This is a genomic window from Clostridium sp. (genome assembly GCF_050717535.1).
Taxonomy (GTDB): domain Bacteria; phylum Bacillota; class Clostridia; order Clostridiales; family Clostridiaceae; genus Clostridium_AD.
Genome location: NZ_JBOITM010000009.1, coordinates 19,701 through 39,303, shown reverse-complemented (window position 1 = coordinate 39,303; position 19,603 = coordinate 19,701). Strand labels below are relative to the sequence as shown.

The following is a 19,603-nucleotide window of genomic DNA, read 5'->3' as shown; positions in this document are numbered from 1 at the left end:
TTAGATAAATTCTGTTTTTTATCCTACTTCATTAAAAATTTTACAGTACACAATATTTTGCATACTTAGCATTTTATTTATTCATATAAATGAAAAATACACTTACTCATATTCGCTGAATAAGTGTATTTTTCCTACTAGCTAATTTACTCTTCCCATAATGTCTCTGTAAGCTTTTCAATTTCTTTTTTTCTTTTGTTAGTTTCATCTATGTTAATAGTTATACTTTCTGATATATGTATAACCATTCCTTCCTGTACTCCTGTGGGTAATTTCTTTTTATTTATGTTAATCATTTTTCCATCATCAAGTTCTACTACCGCATAATCTCCTTCAAATCTATCTACTATTCCCTTCATTTCCTCACCTTTATCCAATGATTTATTATCTATTTATTAATAAAACTCTTATAAATACTTAGATTATCTAGGGACCATATTCTTTCTGAAAATTTACCTTGATCTATATCCGTTAATGCCTTATTCATATCATACATTCTTGCATCCATTATATCTAAATGATGTAACATTTCAGCTTCCGGTATCATAGGTTTTTTAGGGCTTCCATATTCCGCTTCATAATGATGTGCAAGCACCATATGTTGTAATAAGATAGTTACTTCCTTATCCGCTTTAACCTGAAGACTTGCTGTTTCTATCATTTTAATTCCTTGTACTATATGGCCTATAAGTTGACCCTCTACTGTATACTCGGACACAATTCCAAGCTCACTAGCATTCATTTCGTATATTTTTCCAATATCATGAAGTATTATACCCGCATACAGTAAATCTGTATTTAGAAAAGTATAAATTTCACTTAATTTTTCTCCTGCCTTAAGCATGGTGGTAGTGTGATATAACAGTCCTGACCTTATAGCATGGTGATTAGACTTAGCTGCGGGGTAATGCATTAGCTTTTCTTCATTATTCTCTAAAATATTAGTAACTATATTTTGAATATCCGTATTTTTAATTTTAGATAGATAATTTAGGATATCATTATACATTACTTCAGGTGAATATGGTGCTACTGCAACATAATCACAAATATTAACTTCATCTCTTTCTTCTGTAAGCCTTATCATTTCGATTTTTAATTGAAGTTTTCCTCTCCACTCATTTACGCTACCCTTAATCTTAACTAGTATATTAGGCTTAAATTTACTTTCTAATTCTTCATTGGATTCCCAGAGTTTTGCGTTTATATCCCCTGTAGCATCTCCTAGATTAAAATCTAAATATTTATTTGTATTGCTATTATTGGTAACCTTGCTATCTACAGATTTTATAACAAAAAAGCTTTCAATCCTGTCACCTTTTTTTATTTCACTTATCTTCTTGTTTTCCATATTTATCTCCTTATATTGTATTGAATTTATTATATATAACACATTATGCTGATATAAGTGCTTAATATTTCTATATCTATTAAAGACTTAACTATACTCTTTAATTATACATCATTATTCTTTTTCCTCCAATATTATTATAACTTAACATAAAGTAGGTCGAATATAAACCTTATCCACAATTATTTTCGCAAGCTATTTCCTATAAAAGAACAAGGGCAAATATTCAGTGATTCAAGCTCTATATTGTAAAGTTTTTTAATTTAAATTCAAAAAATACTGCAATTAAGAAGGATTTCTTAATTTTCTTTTTATAATATAAATTCTACATAGTTTACTTTTTAATATATCAATATGTTCTTTTTTAATATTATTAATAAATCTAAATATTACTTCACTTAATATCACAGCAAATACCAAATCTAATATCACATGCTGCTTAATAAATTGAGTAGATACAATTATAAGTACCCCTATTATATTAAAAATAATCCCTGTAATTATATTCTTTTCAGTATGATTAATCCCCTTCATTATAATATAAGTTGTTGTGACATGCATACTTGGAAAACAATTAAATGGATTGTCATTTTTATATATCATATTTACTAATTTAGATAATACATCTGCCCCCGTAACCATCGGCCGAGGTACCGTAGTTTGAAAAACAACATAGATAATGTAACATATAAATATACCAAGGTTTAAACTAATAAGAGAATTATAGTAATTTCTACGATTTTTCATACATAAGTATATTAAACCTATAGCAACATATCCATACCAGCTTATGTAGGGCAATATAAATATCTTAAGAAATGGTATTGATTTATCTGCATTTGTTACTAAACTATTTATACATCCACCACCATTATTTAGAAATTTATATAAAATAATAGAGAATATAATAGATGCCATAAAGCACAATGCAATTAATCCTTTTTTAAATTTTTTCACATTATATCATCTCCTATTGAGTTTTGATAAAATCCCACTAAATTTAAAGCCTATACACATTTTCTGCAATATGTGGATTAATATTCATTTTTTTTAACTTTATATAAAAAATTTATTTCAAAGGTTAAGGAATTAGTATTAAAGGTATATATGCCAGATATTAGCCTATGTAATCCAAAATATACAGCCAATTCCATAAGTTAATACATAAAATTAGGATTTTCAATAGAATTATAGACTTTAGGCACTGCCTTGTCTACACCTGCAATCTCTGAAATCTCATTGGGATATTGTTGAATCCAGCAAATCTCTTCAACTCCTTACATGGAATGAGAAAATAGTACATAAGGACCGTTTTCTCCAGCTAAGGCTAATTACTTTCGATCTTCTGATAGTACGGTTTCAATATCTCTTGAAATATTATATATTTCAGAGTACCCATAACCGGCTCTACAGTAGAATAACCAGCCATAACAATAAGAGTTACAAATAACATTTTCATCGGCATTGCTAACTAACACCTAAGATATTTAATAAAGACAACTAATTATATAATCTTAAATTTCTAATACTTCTCCTGCCTGTATTTTGATAAGTTTTTCTGCATATTGAAACCATATTTTTTACTTGATGGGTTTTCTACGCGTTTGACATCAACACTAAATAGTAATCGATTATATGATCGAATATAGTCATAAATTTCAATATTTGTTGCATACCAAATATCTTTTTTATTTCCTGTATACTTTGTAAAATTTTAAATTATATTCCAATTATTATCAACTTCAAATTCATAACTGTGTCCCCATAAATAAAACAAATATGGTGCTCGTAGTGCCTTATCTTCCACAAACTTTTTTGTAAGCCTTCCAAGTTCAGGTGAATTATACTTCAAACGAACACTTTATTTATTTCATTAAATGGAAAAATAGGAATTATAATAGTCCGTCTACAATTATTATGCCGAGTGTTCTAGATAATAGTGGTCACAATACACGAAGAAATCAATTTACTCGCTAAGAAAAACAGATAAAGAATCATCTAACAACCTTGAAGATATACTTAACAAAAAAATCACAATTAATAAGCAGAGATAATATTTATCTCTGCTTTCTTCTTGTAAATTGTAGTAGTTTTTATTATTTATAGTACCCATTCTATTGTTTTTCATAGAAAGTAATAAATCGCTAGCACCGTTAAATAGTTGATATAACTAAGTTTATATTGGAGCTGAAAAAGGGGATCGAACCCTCGACCTACGCGTTACGAGTGCGTTACTCTACCAACTGAGCTATTTCAGCATATCTAAAGAGAGTTTACTCTCTTTAGTAATTATACATGTTTCTATTTAAATGTAAACCATCTACATCAGTAAATGAATTAGTAGCAATTAAAATCAAATCAACTAATATCCATATTCCAAAACCACCGCCAGTTAAAATCATTAGAATCCCAGTACCGGTTTTGCCTACATAAAATCTATGAATACCAAGTGCACCTAGAACAACACATAACAATAGTGCGACTAACCAATTTTTCTCACTAATAGTCCTCACTTCAGTCTTATTAGTTTGAATTAACATATTAATACCACAGGTTTTACAAAAATTAGATCCATCATCATTTTGAGCTCCACAATTATGACAGAACATAAAATCACCCTTTTCATATTATTTTAGTGCTTATTTACATTTTATCATATGTGGCAACATTTTACTATATATATGATATTTTTTCAAACTATAAGGACATATCTTTCACACAATTAAGTTTTTTTCTATAATCACTTTCAATAGCATCAATTTCTTTTTCTTGCTGATCTCTCTTTATTTTTTTAGCATCGTTTGTATCGTTAACCTGCGGTAATGAATTTGGGGCCGCACTTTTAAAAAGCTCTCCAACTATATTACCTATATATTCTTTAACTTCAGGATTATCTAAAATATTTGCAATATCTACTGTGTCCAATTGCTTAACTTTATTCCCGTAGTCCCTATAAAATCTTAAAGCCTGCTTTATGAGCTTAGAATTATTAATACCCTTCTTCTCCATACTGCTCACATAAGTAATTAAGTCTTTATCTGTATCCTCGCCTAAGTTTGAGGATACAGTTTTACGGAGGGTTCCCATAATTATTGTCCCGCTTCTGTAGTTACAGCAGCTTCTTTATTTCCATCTAAGTATTCAAGCACTAACAGTTCTTTATATCTTTCAGCAAATAATATAGCATTAGCACATTGAGGATCCTTACTATCTATAAGTTTTGGCTCAGTTTTTTTGAACTCATTCTTTAAATATTCCAGTAATAACTCTGCAGGCCCACCTATTATTCTTATATCTTTACAAGTATTGGGTTTAAAGGAGCTATTAATTGAACTTATTGCTTTCTCTACATAAGGTCTTAACACCAAGTCTTTAATGTCTTGTAGGACATTTGTCTCTCCAAATGGTAATTCATTGTCTTCTAAGTATTCTATAGCATCTGATATATCATAATTACCATCAGATCCTTCCGCAGAATTGAACTTAGTAAGTAGTGCCTCAATTGTTGGCTCAAAACCATGTTGAGCAAAACTACTAGCTTTAGTCATTCCCAGCACCTTGTTACCAAATTCATCTTTCTCATATTTCCATTGAGATACATCTAAAGTACCTCCACCAAAATCAAGTAATAACATTGGATAACTAAACATTTCCATAGTTTCAGCACTTAATGTACCTCCTTGTTTAAATACTTGTACATCTAAGATTTCTATATCATATGTTATATTATTTATTGTTATAGTTTGCCTCTCCATCTTCTTGATTTCATTTTTAAGTTGGATACTGTGGTCTATATAATATTCCGCAGGAAGTCCCACGGCAAGTCTTACCTTTATCTTAGTTACCCCTTTAAAACTTAGTGCAATTGCATTGAGTAAGTTCAACTTATAATGATCTGACATATATTTGTTAGATTCCATGTTAAGCTTACCTTCTTTGTTGCCTACGGTATAAAATTTTCCATTCCAAGTGACGTTACTTATTCCAGTAGCCCTTGAACCATGTTTGCTTACAGAAGATACTCGACTAGCAAATATTACATTGGTACTTGTTTTGGTAAAGGTATTTCCTATATCTACAGTTAATACGGAGGCCAACACTTTTTTTAACACAGGATATTTTTTTGATATATCAGTTAAGTTCATTTTTTACCCTCCTAGTTTTTTCTTTTTATGGTTTGTATTTATATATTCTGTATTATAATGTAATTTCCTTCTTTTGGAGCAATGTTTTTTATAAACATATATCTACATATACTTACATATATGTGTAAACATTTATATATTTACTTATAAACATAAATATATATATCTACAAATGTTTATATATATTTACTAGATCAAAGATAGGCTAAGAAAACTTATATAGTTTCCTTATCCTATCTTTGTGCCTTCTTTGTTGTATGTTCTTTTCTTTAATTTCATAATTATATATATATAAACGTAATAAGATTACTATCCGGTTCAATAAATCCTGATTATCTAAGATAAGTTCTTGGCTCTGCCAAATGAACTGCTTTTTTTAATGCTATAAATAGATATCTTATAAACATAGACATATTTATCTACCTATATCTACATTTGTCTACCTATATATTTACATATATTTATATATATATTTACAAATGTAGATATATATACACTAACCTTAAGTCCCTAATCATACCATTCTTTGCATGTTTATCTAATGAATAATATTCTATATATATGAATTCATTAAATAAAAATAGACGCTAAGTGAAAACTCACCAACGTCTAAATTAAAAAATTACTTAGCACCGAAAAAGTCTTTATAGCAAGCCCTAGTAATTCAAAATTCATTTAATTTGTAGTTGCGTAAAGAAAATCGCATGTCTGAGCGAAGCGAGTTTGCGGTTTTTAGCAAGTATAAATAAAATAAATTTTAGAATTACTTAGCGCCGCGAACGCATTTCTAGCGACATATACTTTTAGTTATAGCATCCTCTAAGAAAAACTTTCAGTCTATTTGAAATTTAATCCCTATGAATTACATCCAGCCTAGCAAACTTACTGAATTGACCTATCCATGCAAGTCTTACTGTTCCTACAGGACCATTCCTCTGTTTTGCTATTATACATTCTGCTACATTTTTATCTTCCGTTTCCTTGTCATAGTACTCATCTCTATATAGGAACATAACGATGTCAGCATCCTGCTCAATGGACCCTGACTCTCTAAGGTCAGATAGCATAGGTCTATGGTCAGCTCTCTGCTCTGGGGCACGTGAGAGCTGCGACAGTGCAATAACTGGACACTGCATCTCTTTTGCAAGGGCTTTAATAGATCTTGATATTTCTGATACCTCTTGTTGTCTACTCTCAGGATTACTACCAGACATAAGTTGAAGATAATCAATAACTATCATGTCAATACCATGCTCCATTTTTAATTTTCTACATTTTGAACGCATATCCATAATGGAAGTTCCTGCTGTATCATCAATGAATATTTTAGCAGCAGCTAGTGGACCAGAGGCTTTCGCTATATTTTCCCAATCCTTATCTTCTAAATTACCATGTCTAAGTTTTGACATATCAACATTTGCTTCTGAACAAAGCAATTTATAGGCAAGTTGTTCTTTAGACATTTCCAGTGAAAATATAGCTACGTTTTTTCCTTCCCTAAGGGCTGCATACTCAGCTAAATTTAGCGCGAAAGTAGTTTTTCCCATAGAAGGTCTTGCCGCAATAAGAATCATATCGCCCTTTTGGAATCCAGCAGTTTTGTCATCTAGTTCTGGGAATCCACTAGGTATACCAGTTGTCTCGCCTTTATTATTAAAGATTCTTTCTATTTCTAGAAATCCTCTCTCAAGTACTGTATTCATTGGTTCAAAATCGCTTGTATTCTTTCTTTCTGCTATATTAAAGACCTTTTGCTCCGCAAGATCCATTACTGCTTCTACATCATCTTGCTTATTATAACAATTTTCCATAATATCAGTAGAAGCTCTGATAAGTTTTCTTAAAATAGATTTATCATCTACAATTTTTATATATGAACTTAAATTAGCAGTAGAGGGTATTGAGTTACTTATCTCTGTAATATAAGTAATTCCCCCTGAAGCTTCTAATTTTTCAGAAGAACGTAAATGTTCCAGTAGTGTAATCATATCAATAGGTGTGTCCTTCTGATATAAATCAAAAATAGCATTAAATATAACTTTATGAGAATCTCTGTAAAAATCATCGCCTATTAAAACCTCCACTACTCTTGATATGGCGGTTTTATCTATTAACATTGATCCAATTACTGATTGTTCTGCTTCTAAATTATAAGGCAGACTTCTAAGAGGTGTATCCATTTTATTTCATCTCTCCTAAGATAATGTTTATGCCCTGCTAAAATGATTTAACAGGGCCATTAATTATGTTACTTATTTTTTATGCGAAGACTACTTTCATTAGTTCTTCAATGTTTGATACAGTTTTTGTTTCAATGTCCACAAGATCAATAGGTACTTCTTTTTCATTTTCAATGGGGATTATTACCATTTTAATTCCTTTTCTTCTTGCACCATAAATCTTTTCGAATATACCTCCAACTGGTTTTATAATACCACGAAGTGATATCTCCCCAGTTACGGCAATGTCCTGTCTTAAAGGTTTATCTAAAAGTGAACTAATTATACATACAGTTATAGCCGCTCCAGCAGATGGTCCATCAATCTTACCTCCACCTACTATATTTACATGTATATCATAATCCTTAATATCCTTATTGGTTGTTTTTCTTATTACTGATGCAGCATTAAACACTGAGTCTTTAGCCATACTTCCAGCAGTATCATTAAATCTTACTTGGCCTTTACCTTTTTCCTTAGCCTCAAATACTGATGTTTCAATTTCTATAGTTGATCCTATGTACCCTGATACTCCAAGTCCATATATATGGCCAACTTCAAATTTAACCCTATTATCTAATTCTTCATAAGGAGTAAGTCTACTTATAGATATGACATCCAAAAGGTCTTTAAGCTCAATTTTAATTTTAGAGCTCTTTTTTGATTCTCTATTATGCAATACATATCCATAAGCATCTGCCAAAATGTTTACAGCTTTTCTTCCTTCAATAGTATATCTACTAATAGTCTCTGCAACTCCATCTGCAACTTCAACTTTTAATTTATGGGCAGCATTTATTACTATAGTTTCAATATCTTTTGCAGTTAATGGTTCAAAGTAAACTTCAGTACATCTCGATCTAAGCGCTGGGTTTATTTCTGACGGTTCACGAGTTGTAGCTCCTATTAAAACAAAATCCGCTGGAGCACCTTTATCAAATAAATATTTTATATATTTAGGTGTATTTTCATCTTCAGGATCATAATAAGAGGATGAAAACTCAACTCTTTTATCTTCTAATACTTTAAGCAGCTTATTTTGGAGTATATTATCAAGTTCTCCTATTTCATCAATAAATAATATTCCTCCATGAGCCTCAGTAACAAGGCCTGTTTTTGGTTCAGGAATTCCAGTTTCAGCTAAATCCCTTTTACTTCCCTGATATATTGGGTCATGAACAGATCCGAGTAGTGGATTTGTTATTTCTCTTGGATCCCACCTAAGTGTTGTACCATCCACTTCTATAAATTTAGCATCTTTATCATAAATAGTGTAACTCAACTTTTTAGCTTCTTCAAGAGCAAGTCTAGCTGCAGTTGTCTTACCAACCCCAGGCGGTCCATAAAGAATAATATGTTGAGGATATGGCGATGCCATTTTAGATAACAGAGATTTTATAGCCCTTTCTTGCCCAATTATTTCACTGAAACTCTCTGGTCTTAGCATAGCTTGTATATTTTTTGTGAGCTTTCTACTATCAAGCTCTTCAAGCTCCGCATATTTTTTAAGTGTTTTAGCATTTTCAGGGCCCTTTTGTTTTTTTATTATGCTAAGTCTTACTTCATCAATATATTTGTCTTGCTTTTCCATAAGATTTTTTTCTACTTCAGTTTCAATCTTATTTTGTACATATCTTTTAGCTATTTCTTCAGTAAGATAACTGTTAGTTTTATCTAACACCTCATATACATTCTTTTGATTGGGTACTACATCTATTCCCTTACCATTGCTGATAATTTTATTTAGCGCATACAATCTTTTATACATATCTTCACTTTTTATATATTTTTGAAGTTTAAATTTTATAGTTTTAGCCTTTATACTACCTTCATCTATTACGTTCCTCATTATTTCATATAGTACATCAATTTGTGTATCTATTGGTAATTCATCTTTTGCGGCCGGTTCTCCGAGTTTATTAACAAGTAATGTCTTCAAGCTCAATCCGCTTTAATAAATAACATTATCAATTTATTTACTAAAGCGTTTCCTCCCTTCATTTTGTATGATTATTCCTCACAAACAAGAACTTTAATCTTAGTAGATATTTCTGGATATACTTTTATTTCTACTTCATAAGTTCCTAATAATTTTATTGTCTCTGTTACAATTTTCTTTTTATCAATATCTAAATTACATTGTTTATTTAGTGCTGTCGCTATATCTTTATTTGTAATCGCCCCAAATAACTTTCCATTTTCTCCAGCTTTTCCAACTATTTTTACAACCTTATCTTTAAGGTCATTAGCTGTTTTTTGAGCTTCTTCAATTTCAGATGTTTTCTTTTTTCTTTGAGTATCATTTTTTTTATTTAACATATGCATATTTACGTCTGAAGCTTCCTCAGCGAGTTTCCTAGGAAATAAAAAATTCCTTGCATACCCATCTGCAGCATTTATAACGTCACCTTTTTTACCTACACTTTTAATATCTTTTAATAAAATAACTTTCATTATTTTTCACCTTCCCTTAAGTATTCATCTATTGCTTCATTTAATTTCACTACTACCTCTTCAAGCCTTAGTGAAGTAAACTTTGTACCAGCCATAGTCATATGTCCTCCCCCACCTAATGTCTCAAGTATTAACTGTACGTTTATTTTTCCAAGAGACCTTCCACTAACAAATACTTCATCTCCTATTTTAACAATAACAAATGATGCCTCAATACCAGTAATATTTAGAAGTTCATCAGCTGCTTGAGCAGCAAGTACCGTATCTTCTACTGTCGGAGGACAAACTGCTATAGCAATTTCATTTTCAACCTTTGCTGATCTTATAATATCAGCTCTTTTTAAATATACATTTAAATCATCAGAGAACATTTTTTTAACATCCATAGTATCCGCACCATGACGCCTTAAAAATGCAGCAGCCTCAAAGGTCCTAACTCCTGTTTTAAAATAGAAGTTTTTTGTATCTATACATATCCCTGCCAGTAGACAAACTGCTTCTATATGCTTAAGCTTTGGCTTATCTACCATATATTGAATCATCTCAGTAACTAGTTCAGAAGTAGAAGATGCGTAAGTTTCCATATAGCTGAGCACTGCCCCTTGTATAAAATCTTGAGATTTTCTATGATGATCAATTATAACTACTTTTTCTACATCTTTGACTATTTCTAAATTAAGCACATAACTTTCATTGTGAACATCTACTATTATGAGCAGATTATTAGAATCTTTAACACTTTTAAATTTTTCACTTGTTATAAAAGTATTTTTATATTCCTCGTCTTCTTGTAATATATCCATCATGCTTTTTATACCAGTACTTATTCCTTCGAGAATAATATAGCATTCTTTATTTTGACTTTTAATAACACTATATAGACCTATGGCAGCACCTAAACAATCAGCATCAGGGTTTTTATGTCCCATAATAAAAATTGCATCGCTCTCATTAACTAAATCCATTAATGCGTGAGCAATAACTCTTGCACGTACTTTAGTTCTTTTCTCAACCTCTTTTGTTTTTCCTCCAAAGAAAGATAATTTATCACCTTTCTTCACTACCGCCTGATCACCACCCCTGCCTAATGCAAGCTCCTTAGCAGAAGCAGCAAATTCATAGTTTTTAAGTGGTGTATCTTCTCCCCTACCTATGCCTACACTTAGAGTAACTGCAAGTTTATTACCATTACTTATTTCACGTACACTATCTAATATGTCAAATTTCTTTTCTATTTCTTTTTCAATATACTTGTCTTGTACTATAATAACATATTTATTTGATGTGTACTTTTTTACCACAGCATTTACACTCTGTCCATAGCTATTTATTGTTCGCTCAATATCTGCTACAAGCATGGGCGCCTTGTCTTCTTCTGTAGTTTTAATGACATCGTCAAGATTATCAACCTCTACCAGCATAACACTTTCTCTGTTTCCATTAATACCTTTTATTAAATTGGTCTTTTCAGTTATATCATAAAAATATAAAAGCATAATCTTATCTTTAACATTTTTATTTTCGTTTGTATCTACAATATTAGTATAAATTTCGTAGAAATTATCTTTTATTTTAATGTTTGGGAATATATTCTTCTTGCCTTCTAAAACTTGCTTTAAATTAAGTTCCACAATTATATCTCTAATATTTTTATTTAAAAGATCTTCTCCTTCTAGCATTGTAGTTACACTTTGATTGTACCATAAAATGTTTCCCATATACCCTATTATTATTAAGGGAAATGGAAGCTTTACTAAAGTACTTGTGGTTGCTATATCAAGTTTAGAAGAAAAATTTTCAATAAACTTCTTCCACTCGTTCTTTTTAATCTTTGAGTTGTAAATATTATACACTACTAATATAGCATATATTCCCAGCATTAGTATTCCTACTTCGAGATGCCCATAATAAAATATTATACATATGAATAGGGCCATAGTCACCATATATATTTTATTATTAACATTAAAGTAATTATATTTATTATCCATAATTTGCCCCCAATTATTTTCTTTTAATTCTATATGGGTCAAGCTTTCTAAAATCAAAAGCCATTTCCATGAGCCCTATTGAAAAGTAAACATTACCCAGAGGCGAAAGTGCTGTTAACCCTAAAATTAGTACTACTACAGTCTTTGATAAATTTTTCTTTACCCTTAAAAAATATGTACTTGCAGCCAAACCATTAATAATAAACACACACTCCACAATAAGCTGAGAAGAGCTTAGTATATAATTACCGCCAGTTATTTTTTTTGCCGAAAGTATTATTCCTATACATACTATTCCTATGAGTATGGCTCCAACTATGTTCGAAACATAAACTTGGCTAAAAGCTAATACTTTTTCCATTTTATAGTTTAGCTTGTTTAATATTGCTCTAGATACTATATAATTCAAATAGGCTGATATAAATGCGTATATAAAAATAGCTGCTGGGATTATTGCCAAAACTAAAGTAACATCCATTTTTTTTACCATTGCAAAGTTGTCATCTAAAATCTTCAATTGTTTTGCAGTTATTCCTGATTTTAAATAAATTGCTTTTACTTGATTCAAAGAAGCATTCATTGATCCTTTAAAAAACTCTAATTTATCCGTAACAAAATTCATAAATCCTGTTTTTTCTATAAATAGCATTGAAAAAACTATAGTTAATATATCAGCTATTGCAGACGCAATAGCTAAAGCTACTAATGTTATAGATGATTTTTTATTTTTCTTTACGCAATAACCAAGCGCAATACCAACACTACTACAAGTTATAGCTGAATATATCGCCATTATTGGATTATAGACCATGGATGTTAAAATTATACTGAGTAATATAGCAGTGATTGTTATTTTAATATTATGCCTTATATAAAGTATTGCCACTGGAATTGGTAATATTAATATTCCTATAAATGATACAAATGGCAAGTATCCTATTATAATCATTATTACTGAAATTATAACAGCTATAAGAGAAGCCTCTACAATTGCCCTTGTACTATAATTTTTATTGTCCATTTTTTCCTCCATTATTTATCTTCCTTTTATGTGCATATAAAGTCTGCTTAAGTCCTTTCCATCCTTTTCTATATTATCCCCTTCTACTATTCCAACCTTTAGTTTCTTTTTCATGCTTTCATCTACAGCTACATTGGAGTATCCTAGCCTTTCACCTAATATATATAAAAGTATTATGGCCGCTGAAATGCAATCTAGTATAGCGTCTTGAGCAACATTGCTTCCTTTACTTAGCAATTTGAAGAAATCAGCTATTATACATAGTAGCTCAGCCTTCAAATTTTCAATTAGTTTAACGTTAGACATTATATTAAAATCATCTCTTTTCATAGTATATCATCTCCCCTTGTAGGCTTATGCGCATAACTCTATTTTAGTTATTTTTCTGAAATTATGCAACTAAAGTTTATTTATATATATGTAATATATAATAAGTAATAAGTAATTTAATATTTAGCGCTCTTCAACGTTTACATTTTTTGGATTATAACTACAAGTATACTACAAATCCTACCCAAGCATATATACTTTTATAATTTTATTATCAATATTATTTAAAATATTTGTTTTTATTTTAAAAAAAATAAAAGCAGCTACCGTAAGGTGCTGCTTTCAGTCATTTACTACTCTGTAGTAAATGGTAATAATGCTATGTTTCTTGCTCTCTTGATAGATACAGTAAGCATTCTTTGATGTTTTGCACAGTTTCCAGAAATTCTTCTAGGAAGAATCTTTCCTCTTTCTGTAACATATTTTCTAAGTTTGTTTATGTCTTTATAATCAATTGCAGTTGCTTTATCCATACAGAAAGCGCAAACTTTTCTTTTCATTCTTTTTCTGTTTCCGCCAGCAGCACTTCCGCCACTACTTCTTTTACGATCGTTCATTGCCATGATTTTTTTTCCTCCTTACCTAATATTAGAATGGGATGTCTCCATCATCAATTGGTGTTATATCGCTACCACCGCTGAAATCATTAGATCCAGCATTAGATCCGCTATTATTTCCACCTTGATTAGTATTCGCTGCTGATTCTTTATTGCCTCCCCATTCAAGGAAGTCAACTTCATCAGCAATCACTTCAGTAACATATCTTCTAGTTCCGTCTTTAGCCTCATAATTTCTAGTTTGAATGTTTCCAGAAATGCTTAACAATTTACCTTTACTCATATAATTAGCAGTAGCTTCCGCTGTCTTGCCAAATACAACTACTGGTATAAAATCTGCTTCTGGTTGACCTTCTCTTTTAAATCTTCTATTAACGGCTACAGTAAAAGTGGCTACAGCTGTTCCTGTTCCTTGAGCAAACTTTAACTCAGGATCTTTTGTTAATCTACCAACTAAAACAACTTTATTCATAAATGCACCACCTATTTTTCTGGATTTATTATGATATGTCTTATAACACTGTCAGTAATTCTGAATACTCTATCTAATTCTTTTGGTAAATCGGGATTTGAATTGAAATTGATTAATGTATAGTAGCCTTCACCAACCTTTTGTATTTCATAGGCCAACTTTCTTTTGCCCCATGCATCAACATTTTCAACAACTCCACCATTATTTTCTATTACACCTTTAAATTTTTCAACGTTAGCTTTAACAGCTTCTTCGTCTAATGAAGGATGTAATATGAATATAGTTTCATATTTTCTCATTAATTTCACCTCCTCCCCTCGGACTAACGGCTGCGCATTGCACAGCAGGGATTACCCAATAAATTATATCACTTAATTATTCATAAATCAAGTAATTATTCTTTTTTAGTTATATTTTCTTTGCTTAATACATTTTCTTTTATGATTTTCTTCACTGCCGAATCAAATTTAATTCTTGGAAGCATAACTATTCTAGCACAACCTAAACATTTTATTTTTATATCCGCACCTAATCTAATAATTTCCCAGTTCTTGCTGCCACAAGGGTGGGTTTTTTTCATTTCAACAATATCTCCTAAATTAAATACTTTCACTGCGCATCCCACCTTCAATAGATTTTATAATATCTCCATCTCGCAGGAAAATTTCTTTTACTTTTATGTCTTCTGATTTTATAAGTTTAAAAATACTTTGAATATTTTCTTCTTCTATTTTTAAACTAATCCCACAACTTTTAGTTATATATGTTGGGGTAGGAATAACTACCACCTTTATCTGTTTATTTATAGTTTGTCTTTCTGCTTTCATAGCTTCAAGTGTATTTTGAAATGTTACTATATAATATTTATTCAACGTTTGTCACCCTATCCTATTTCTTAATATCATTAAAGCTTAATAGTTTTGTCTGCATTATTCATTAATTGTACTATAGAATACATATTTGATATTTCTCCAATAGCAAGCTTATCTTTTAGATTATAAAAATCAAGACAAACTCCACAAACTGATATATTTGTTCCTCTTTCTAATAGTTTGTTTAAACTTTCTAATACAAGCGAACTATCTGTAGTAAGTTTTACTCCTCCATTAATAAAAAGAATATCATTAGGTATTGTATCCGCTTCTGATAATGCGAATAAATAGCTTTTCATAAGTATATTACCCAATTCGTCATCACCCAACCCCAACTTATCGGTAGTTATTGCCAAAGTGAATTTTTTATTTTGGTTGCTTTCCACATTTACTACTTGATTTTTATCTTTAGTTATATTGATAAAATATAAATTATCTTTCTCTTCTACAATACTTCTATATCCACTACCCTCAGAAAGTTTTACTATATTGTTTTTAGCAACTAGATTATCTACAATTACAGTGCTTTCACCATTATCAATTGAATCAAAATATTTTTTTGTCTTAACCACAGGGATTGGACATTGTAAGCCCTTACAATCTATTATATTATTCATACTATTTCCGTTTTAAATTATTTTTTACAAAATTAACTTAAAACTTTCACACCCCTTTCTTTATTAAATTATCATCTTAATTGTTAAAATATTAAATATCTCTAAGCATTAGTTAAATTTTACCATTTCATATACATTTACAGAACTTTAGCTTATAATATTGTATCATGTGTCAATTTAAAAATAGACCCTTAAACTTTAATAATATTTAGTTTTATCTTATAAAAAATTTATATTTATTCTTTAACTAAGATTAGTATAAACTATTTATAGCTTTAATTATATCAAAACAAAATTTAACTTGCTATTGATAATTTTAATAGATACTACATCATCTATAGAATATAGTAATACTATTATTTTATTTTAAAAATGGAGGAAATTATGAAAATATATTTAGATAACGCAGCAACTACATTCCCTAAACCACAAGAAGTATGTACTTCTATGATGAATTATATAATGAACATAGGCACAAATCCTGGAAGGGGTGCGTCCACCAAAGCACTTGAAGGCAATAAAGTCATTTTAAATTGTAGATACGCATTAATGGATTTTTTCAATTTCGATAAGGTTGAAAATGTAATTTTTACACCTAATATCACCACTTCCTTAAACACCATTATAAAATCTGTTGTTAAAAGTGGTTGGCATGTAATAACTTCCTCAATGGATCATAATGCTACCTTAAGGCCTCTAAGTTCTCTTTCTCAAAAGGGCATTATAGAATTAGATATTGTTCCTTCTTCAAAAGAGGGTTTTATAAATATAGATGATTTTATAAGTACACTTAAGCCCAATACTAAATTAGTAGTTTTATCACATGCATCTAATATTATTGGATCAATTCAACCACTAGAAGCTATAGGCAAAATATGCAAGGCTAGGGGTATTTATTTTGTTATTGACACCGCTCAAACTGCTGGAGTATTACCTATTGATTTCTATAAATTAAATTGTAATGCACTAACTTTCACAGGGCATAAAAGTTTATTAGGTCCCCAAGGTATAGGTGGCTTTTTAATTGACGATAATCTAAATGAAGCCTGTTCTACATTTATAGAAGGTGGCACTGGAAGTCTTTCATCAAGTATTATTCAACCAGATTTTTTGCCTGATAAATTTGAAAGTGGGACCTTAAATGGCCCAGGCATAGCCGGGCTTTTAGAAGGCATTAATTTTATTAATAAGCAAGGTATAGATACTATTCGCCAACATGAAGAATATTTATGTAAAAGTTTTATAGATGGCTTATTAAATATAAATTCCCTTGAGGTTTATGGTTGCAGTGATGTTTCTAAGAGGACAGCTACTATATCTGTTAATTCTACAAAAATCGACAATTCAGAATTAGGATTTATTCTAGATACTCAGTACGGTGTTACTACAAGAACTGGTCTTCATTGTGCTCCATTGGCTCATAAAACCATAGGTACATATCCAACTGGCTCCTTAAGATTTGGAATTGGACCTTTTAACGATATTAAAGACATTAATTATACCCTGAGCTCTATCGATACTATTATTAGAAAGGCGTGATATATATAATTGGAAAATATTTTAGAAAAAATTGATAAAATAACTATCTTCTTTGTTTTATATACCTTTGTTTTTATAATATTTTTTGGAACTATAGGTTATACACTTCCTTTTGTATTAGCTCTTATTTTAGCCTCACTGCTTAAAATACCAACAAAATTTTTAATGAGAAAGTTAAAAATTAAAAGCGCTATGGCCTCATTATTTACTACCACTATTTTTTTCACATTGATTATTGTTTTGTTATCTTTAATAATAACAACTATAACTTCAGAATCAATACAACTAGGGAAAAATATTCAATCCTATTTTTCCCTTAACAAAAATAATATACTAGATTTTTTTAGTAATATGCAAAGTTACTATAAAAATTTAGACCCCAGCATACTTACTAATATTGAATCAAATGTTTCAAACTATATTACCAAAACCATAAATATTAGTATGGATGCCTCCACAAAAATATTTTCACTAACCCTGGGTTTCATGTCTGCTATTCCATATATACTAATGGTTTTATTATTCACTTTACTTACCACATATTTTTTCACAAAAGATTTATCATCTTCAAGCAAACAAATATTTGATTTGATTCCTTCTAAAAATGGAGATAGAATTCATTATATATTTGATGAATCAAAAAAAATGTTTAAAAATTATTTACTATCATACTTGCTTATAATAACAATAACCTTTCTGGAAACATTAGTTGTTTTTTTAGTTTTCAAGGTTAAGTATGCCATAACACTAAGTATATTGTGTGGAATATTTGATCTGCTTCCTATTTTTGGTATAGGAGCTATATATATTCCTTTAATAATAATATTTTTTATATCCGGCAACTATGTAGCTGCTTTAGGCCTACTGATCTCTTATATAATTATCACCATAGTAAGACAAATTATAGAACCTAAGATTGTATCCTCATCACTAGGAATTAATCCCGTGGCAGTTCTTGCTGCTATATTTATAGGATTAAAAGCAAACGGTCTTATTGGTATGTTATTCTGTATGTTTTTAGTAGTCTTTTACAATATTTTGAAAAAAGTTGAAGTTTTATAGAATAAAAAACCTTCTACATGGATAAAATCCAAATAGGAGGTTTTTTTATGGTAGATAAAGTTATTTTAGATTCTATGTCCAGGGATTGCACTTTTAAATTAAGAGATATTATCAGTCAATATATTTTTCCCATTGCAAAATCCTCACGTCCCATTGTTGTTTTGTGTATTGGCACCGACAGATCTACTGGTGATAGTTTAGGTCCCTTAGTTGGAAATAAGCTCAAATTTTTAGTTAGAAATAAAATCCATGTTTATGGCAGTCTTGAGTGCCCGGTACATGCAAAAAATTTATGTGAAACAATTGATGAAATTAATTATTCATATACTAACCCTTACATCATTGCAATTGATGCTTGTCTTGGTAGTTTACAAAATGTAGGTAAAATAATTATTGAGGAAAAACCATTATGCCCAGGTGCTGCTTTAAATAAAGATTTACCTAAAGTAGGCGATCTTAGCATAACAGGTGTTGTAAACATATCTGGAGCCTTTGAATTTATGGTTCTTCAAAACACAAGATTATATACAGTAATGATGCTTGCTGATGCTATTTCCAATGGTTTATATCATTCCATACTTAAAACCTTAGGAGGAAGAAAATTTAGTTCTAACTATGAAGATTTCAATATAAAAGATGTTGAAGGTTAATTTAATAAAAAACAACAAGATTATAACCTTGTTGTTTTTTAAAATATCAAATTATATACTCTATTACACAATATATATTCTATTTCATCAATGGTCTTACAACCACTATCTATAATTAAGGTTCCTTCTCTTCTTATATTATTTTGCATGTTTAAATTTATAAGTCCACCATCTTTAAGCTCACATATTATTACATCACAATTTGTATTATTATCTCTATTATTTATAACCGTATAACCTCTTTTAACTAATTCTTCCTTCAAATAGTGAAGTTCTTGCGAAATACATATTACCATAAAAAAACTCCTTTGTTTTTATTGTGC

The 19,603-nt window shown here is 29.9% G+C and carries 25 protein-coding genes and 1 tRNA gene; 3 read left to right on the top strand and 23 right to left on the bottom strand.

Annotated features, from left to right (window positions below):
* Positions 1 to 146: 146 nt before the first annotated feature.
* The 22 genes from ACREVU_RS02225 to yedF form a co-directional block, all read right to left on the bottom strand.
* On the bottom strand, positions 147 to 359 hold the full coding sequence (locus tag ACREVU_RS02225) for a DUF3006 domain-containing protein (RefSeq protein ID WP_431550009.1): 213 nt from the start codon (positions 357 to 359) through the stop codon (positions 147 to 149).
* Between the two features lie 29 nt (positions 360 to 388).
* Positions 389 to 1,351, bottom strand: a complete 963-nt coding sequence (locus ACREVU_RS02220) for a 3'-5' exoribonuclease YhaM family protein (protein ID WP_431550000.1) — start codon at positions 1,349 to 1,351, stop codon at positions 389 to 391.
* 285 nt (positions 1,352 to 1,636) lie between these two features.
* A complete protein-coding gene (locus tag ACREVU_RS02215; RefSeq protein ID WP_431549999.1) occupies positions 1,637 to 2,308 on the bottom strand; it encodes a phosphatase PAP2 family protein in 672 nt (223 codons plus the stop codon).
* Positions 2,309 to 2,678: 370 nt separating this feature from the next.
* Positions 2,679 to 2,816: a hypothetical protein gene (locus ACREVU_RS02210; RefSeq protein ID WP_431549998.1), complete on the bottom strand. Its 138-nt coding sequence runs from the start codon at positions 2,814 to 2,816 to the stop codon at positions 2,679 to 2,681.
* A 249-nt stretch (positions 2,817 to 3,065) separates the two neighbouring features.
* Entirely contained in the window at positions 3,066 to 3,203 is a 138-nt protein-coding gene (locus ACREVU_RS02205; protein ID WP_431549997.1) for a hypothetical protein, read from the bottom strand.
* A 114-nt stretch (positions 3,204 to 3,317) separates the two neighbouring features.
* Positions 3,318 to 3,479 carry a hypothetical protein gene (locus tag ACREVU_RS02200; RefSeq protein WP_431549996.1) on the bottom strand — a complete coding sequence of 54 codons (162 nt, stop codon included), beginning with the start codon at positions 3,477 to 3,479 and terminating at the stop codon, positions 3,318 to 3,320.
* A 54-nt stretch (positions 3,480 to 3,533) separates the two neighbouring features.
* Positions 3,534 to 3,609, bottom strand: a tRNA-Thr gene (locus ACREVU_RS02195).
* Between the two features lie 24 nt (positions 3,610 to 3,633).
* The gene (locus tag ACREVU_RS02190) at positions 3,634 to 3,960 is read right to left on the bottom strand and encodes a TM2 domain-containing protein (protein ID WP_431549995.1); all 327 of its coding nucleotides are present in this window, start codon (positions 3,958 to 3,960) and stop codon (positions 3,634 to 3,636) included.
* 88 nt (positions 3,961 to 4,048) lie between these two features.
* On the bottom strand, positions 4,049 to 4,438 hold the full coding sequence (locus ACREVU_RS02185) for a hypothetical protein (protein ID WP_431549994.1): 390 nt from the start codon (positions 4,436 to 4,438) through the stop codon (positions 4,049 to 4,051).
* A gap of 2 nt (positions 4,439 to 4,440) precedes the next feature.
* The gene (locus ACREVU_RS02180; RefSeq protein ID WP_431549993.1) at positions 4,441 to 5,496 is read right to left on the bottom strand and encodes a ParM/StbA family protein; all 1,056 of its coding nucleotides are present in this window, start codon (positions 5,494 to 5,496) and stop codon (positions 4,441 to 4,443) included.
* 848 nt (positions 5,497 to 6,344) lie between these two features.
* On the bottom strand, positions 6,345 to 7,676 hold the full coding sequence (locus tag ACREVU_RS02175; protein ID WP_431549992.1) for a replicative DNA helicase: 1,332 nt from the start codon (positions 7,674 to 7,676) through the stop codon (positions 6,345 to 6,347).
* Between the two features lie 79 nt (positions 7,677 to 7,755).
* The gene (gene lonC / locus ACREVU_RS02170; protein WP_431549991.1) at positions 7,756 to 9,654 is read right to left on the bottom strand and encodes a Lon family ATP-dependent protease; all 1,899 of its coding nucleotides are present in this window, start codon (positions 9,652 to 9,654) and stop codon (positions 7,756 to 7,758) included.
* Between the two features lie 71 nt (positions 9,655 to 9,725).
* Complete coding sequence (rplI, locus tag ACREVU_RS02165; RefSeq protein WP_431549990.1) at positions 9,726 to 10,169, bottom strand: 50S ribosomal protein L9; 444 nt, start codon at positions 10,167 to 10,169, stop codon at positions 9,726 to 9,728.
* Positions 10,169 to 12,160 (bottom strand): DHH family phosphoesterase, encoded by a 1,992-nt coding sequence (locus ACREVU_RS02160; RefSeq protein WP_431549989.1) that lies wholly within the window; start codon positions 12,158 to 12,160, stop codon positions 10,169 to 10,171. Before ACREVU_RS02160 ends, rplI begins: the two co-directional genes overlap by 1 nt.
* Positions 12,161 to 12,173: 13 nt before the next feature.
* Entirely contained in the window at positions 12,174 to 13,181 is a 1,008-nt protein-coding gene (locus ACREVU_RS02155) for a DUF2232 domain-containing protein (RefSeq protein WP_431549988.1), read from the bottom strand.
* A gap of 15 nt (positions 13,182 to 13,196) precedes the next feature.
* The gene (locus ACREVU_RS02150) at positions 13,197 to 13,511 is read right to left on the bottom strand and encodes a MazG-like family protein (RefSeq protein ID WP_216160972.1); all 315 of its coding nucleotides are present in this window, start codon (positions 13,509 to 13,511) and stop codon (positions 13,197 to 13,199) included.
* A 293-nt stretch (positions 13,512 to 13,804) separates the two neighbouring features.
* Entirely contained in the window at positions 13,805 to 14,068 is a 264-nt protein-coding gene (rpsR, locus tag ACREVU_RS02145; RefSeq protein WP_376770086.1) for a 30S ribosomal protein S18, read from the bottom strand.
* A gap of 31 nt (positions 14,069 to 14,099) precedes the next feature.
* A complete protein-coding gene (locus tag ACREVU_RS02140) occupies positions 14,100 to 14,540 on the bottom strand; it encodes a single-stranded DNA-binding protein (RefSeq protein ID WP_216160968.1) in 441 nt (146 codons plus the stop codon).
* Between the two features lie 11 nt (positions 14,541 to 14,551).
* A complete protein-coding gene (gene rpsF / locus ACREVU_RS02135; protein WP_431549987.1) occupies positions 14,552 to 14,839 on the bottom strand; it encodes a 30S ribosomal protein S6 in 288 nt (95 codons plus the stop codon).
* 95 nt (positions 14,840 to 14,934) lie between these two features.
* The gene (locus tag ACREVU_RS02130) at positions 14,935 to 15,120 is read right to left on the bottom strand and encodes a DUF951 domain-containing protein (RefSeq protein WP_431550008.1); all 186 of its coding nucleotides are present in this window, start codon (positions 15,118 to 15,120) and stop codon (positions 14,935 to 14,937) included.
* A 19-nt stretch (positions 15,121 to 15,139) separates the two neighbouring features.
* Positions 15,140 to 15,412 (bottom strand): putative Se/S carrier protein, encoded by a 273-nt coding sequence (locus ACREVU_RS02125; protein WP_431549986.1) that lies wholly within the window; start codon positions 15,410 to 15,412, stop codon positions 15,140 to 15,142.
* Between the two features lie 32 nt (positions 15,413 to 15,444).
* On the bottom strand, positions 15,445 to 16,029 hold the full coding sequence (gene yedF / locus ACREVU_RS02120; RefSeq protein ID WP_431549985.1) for a sulfurtransferase-like selenium metabolism protein YedF: 585 nt from the start codon (positions 16,027 to 16,029) through the stop codon (positions 15,445 to 15,447).
* 384 nt (positions 16,030 to 16,413) lie between these two features.
* On the opposite strand from yedF, the gene ACREVU_RS02115 reads away from it, so the two are divergent.
* From ACREVU_RS02115 to yyaC, 3 genes are read left to right on the top strand one after another with little or no spacing between them, the layout of a single operon-like run.
* Positions 16,414 to 17,568, top strand: a complete 1,155-nt coding sequence (locus ACREVU_RS02115) for an aminotransferase class V-fold PLP-dependent enzyme (protein ID WP_431549984.1) — start codon at positions 16,414 to 16,416, stop codon at positions 17,566 to 17,568.
* A 9-nt stretch (positions 17,569 to 17,577) separates the two neighbouring features.
* Positions 17,578 to 18,630, top strand: coding sequence for a sporulation integral membrane protein YtvI (ytvI, locus tag ACREVU_RS02110; RefSeq protein ID WP_431549983.1), 1,053 nt, complete (start codon positions 17,578 to 17,580; stop codon positions 18,628 to 18,630).
* A 47-nt stretch (positions 18,631 to 18,677) separates the two neighbouring features.
* The gene (gene yyaC, locus ACREVU_RS02105) at positions 18,678 to 19,280 is read left to right on the top strand and encodes a spore protease YyaC (RefSeq protein ID WP_431549982.1); all 603 of its coding nucleotides are present in this window, start codon (positions 18,678 to 18,680) and stop codon (positions 19,278 to 19,280) included.
* Between the two features lie 38 nt (positions 19,281 to 19,318).
* Here the strand turns inward: yyaC and ACREVU_RS02100 are convergent, their stop codons facing one another.
* Positions 19,319 to 19,576: a YkuS family protein gene (locus tag ACREVU_RS02100; RefSeq protein WP_431549981.1), complete on the bottom strand. Its 258-nt coding sequence runs from the start codon at positions 19,574 to 19,576 to the stop codon at positions 19,319 to 19,321.
* Positions 19,577 to 19,603: the final 27 nt, after the last annotated feature.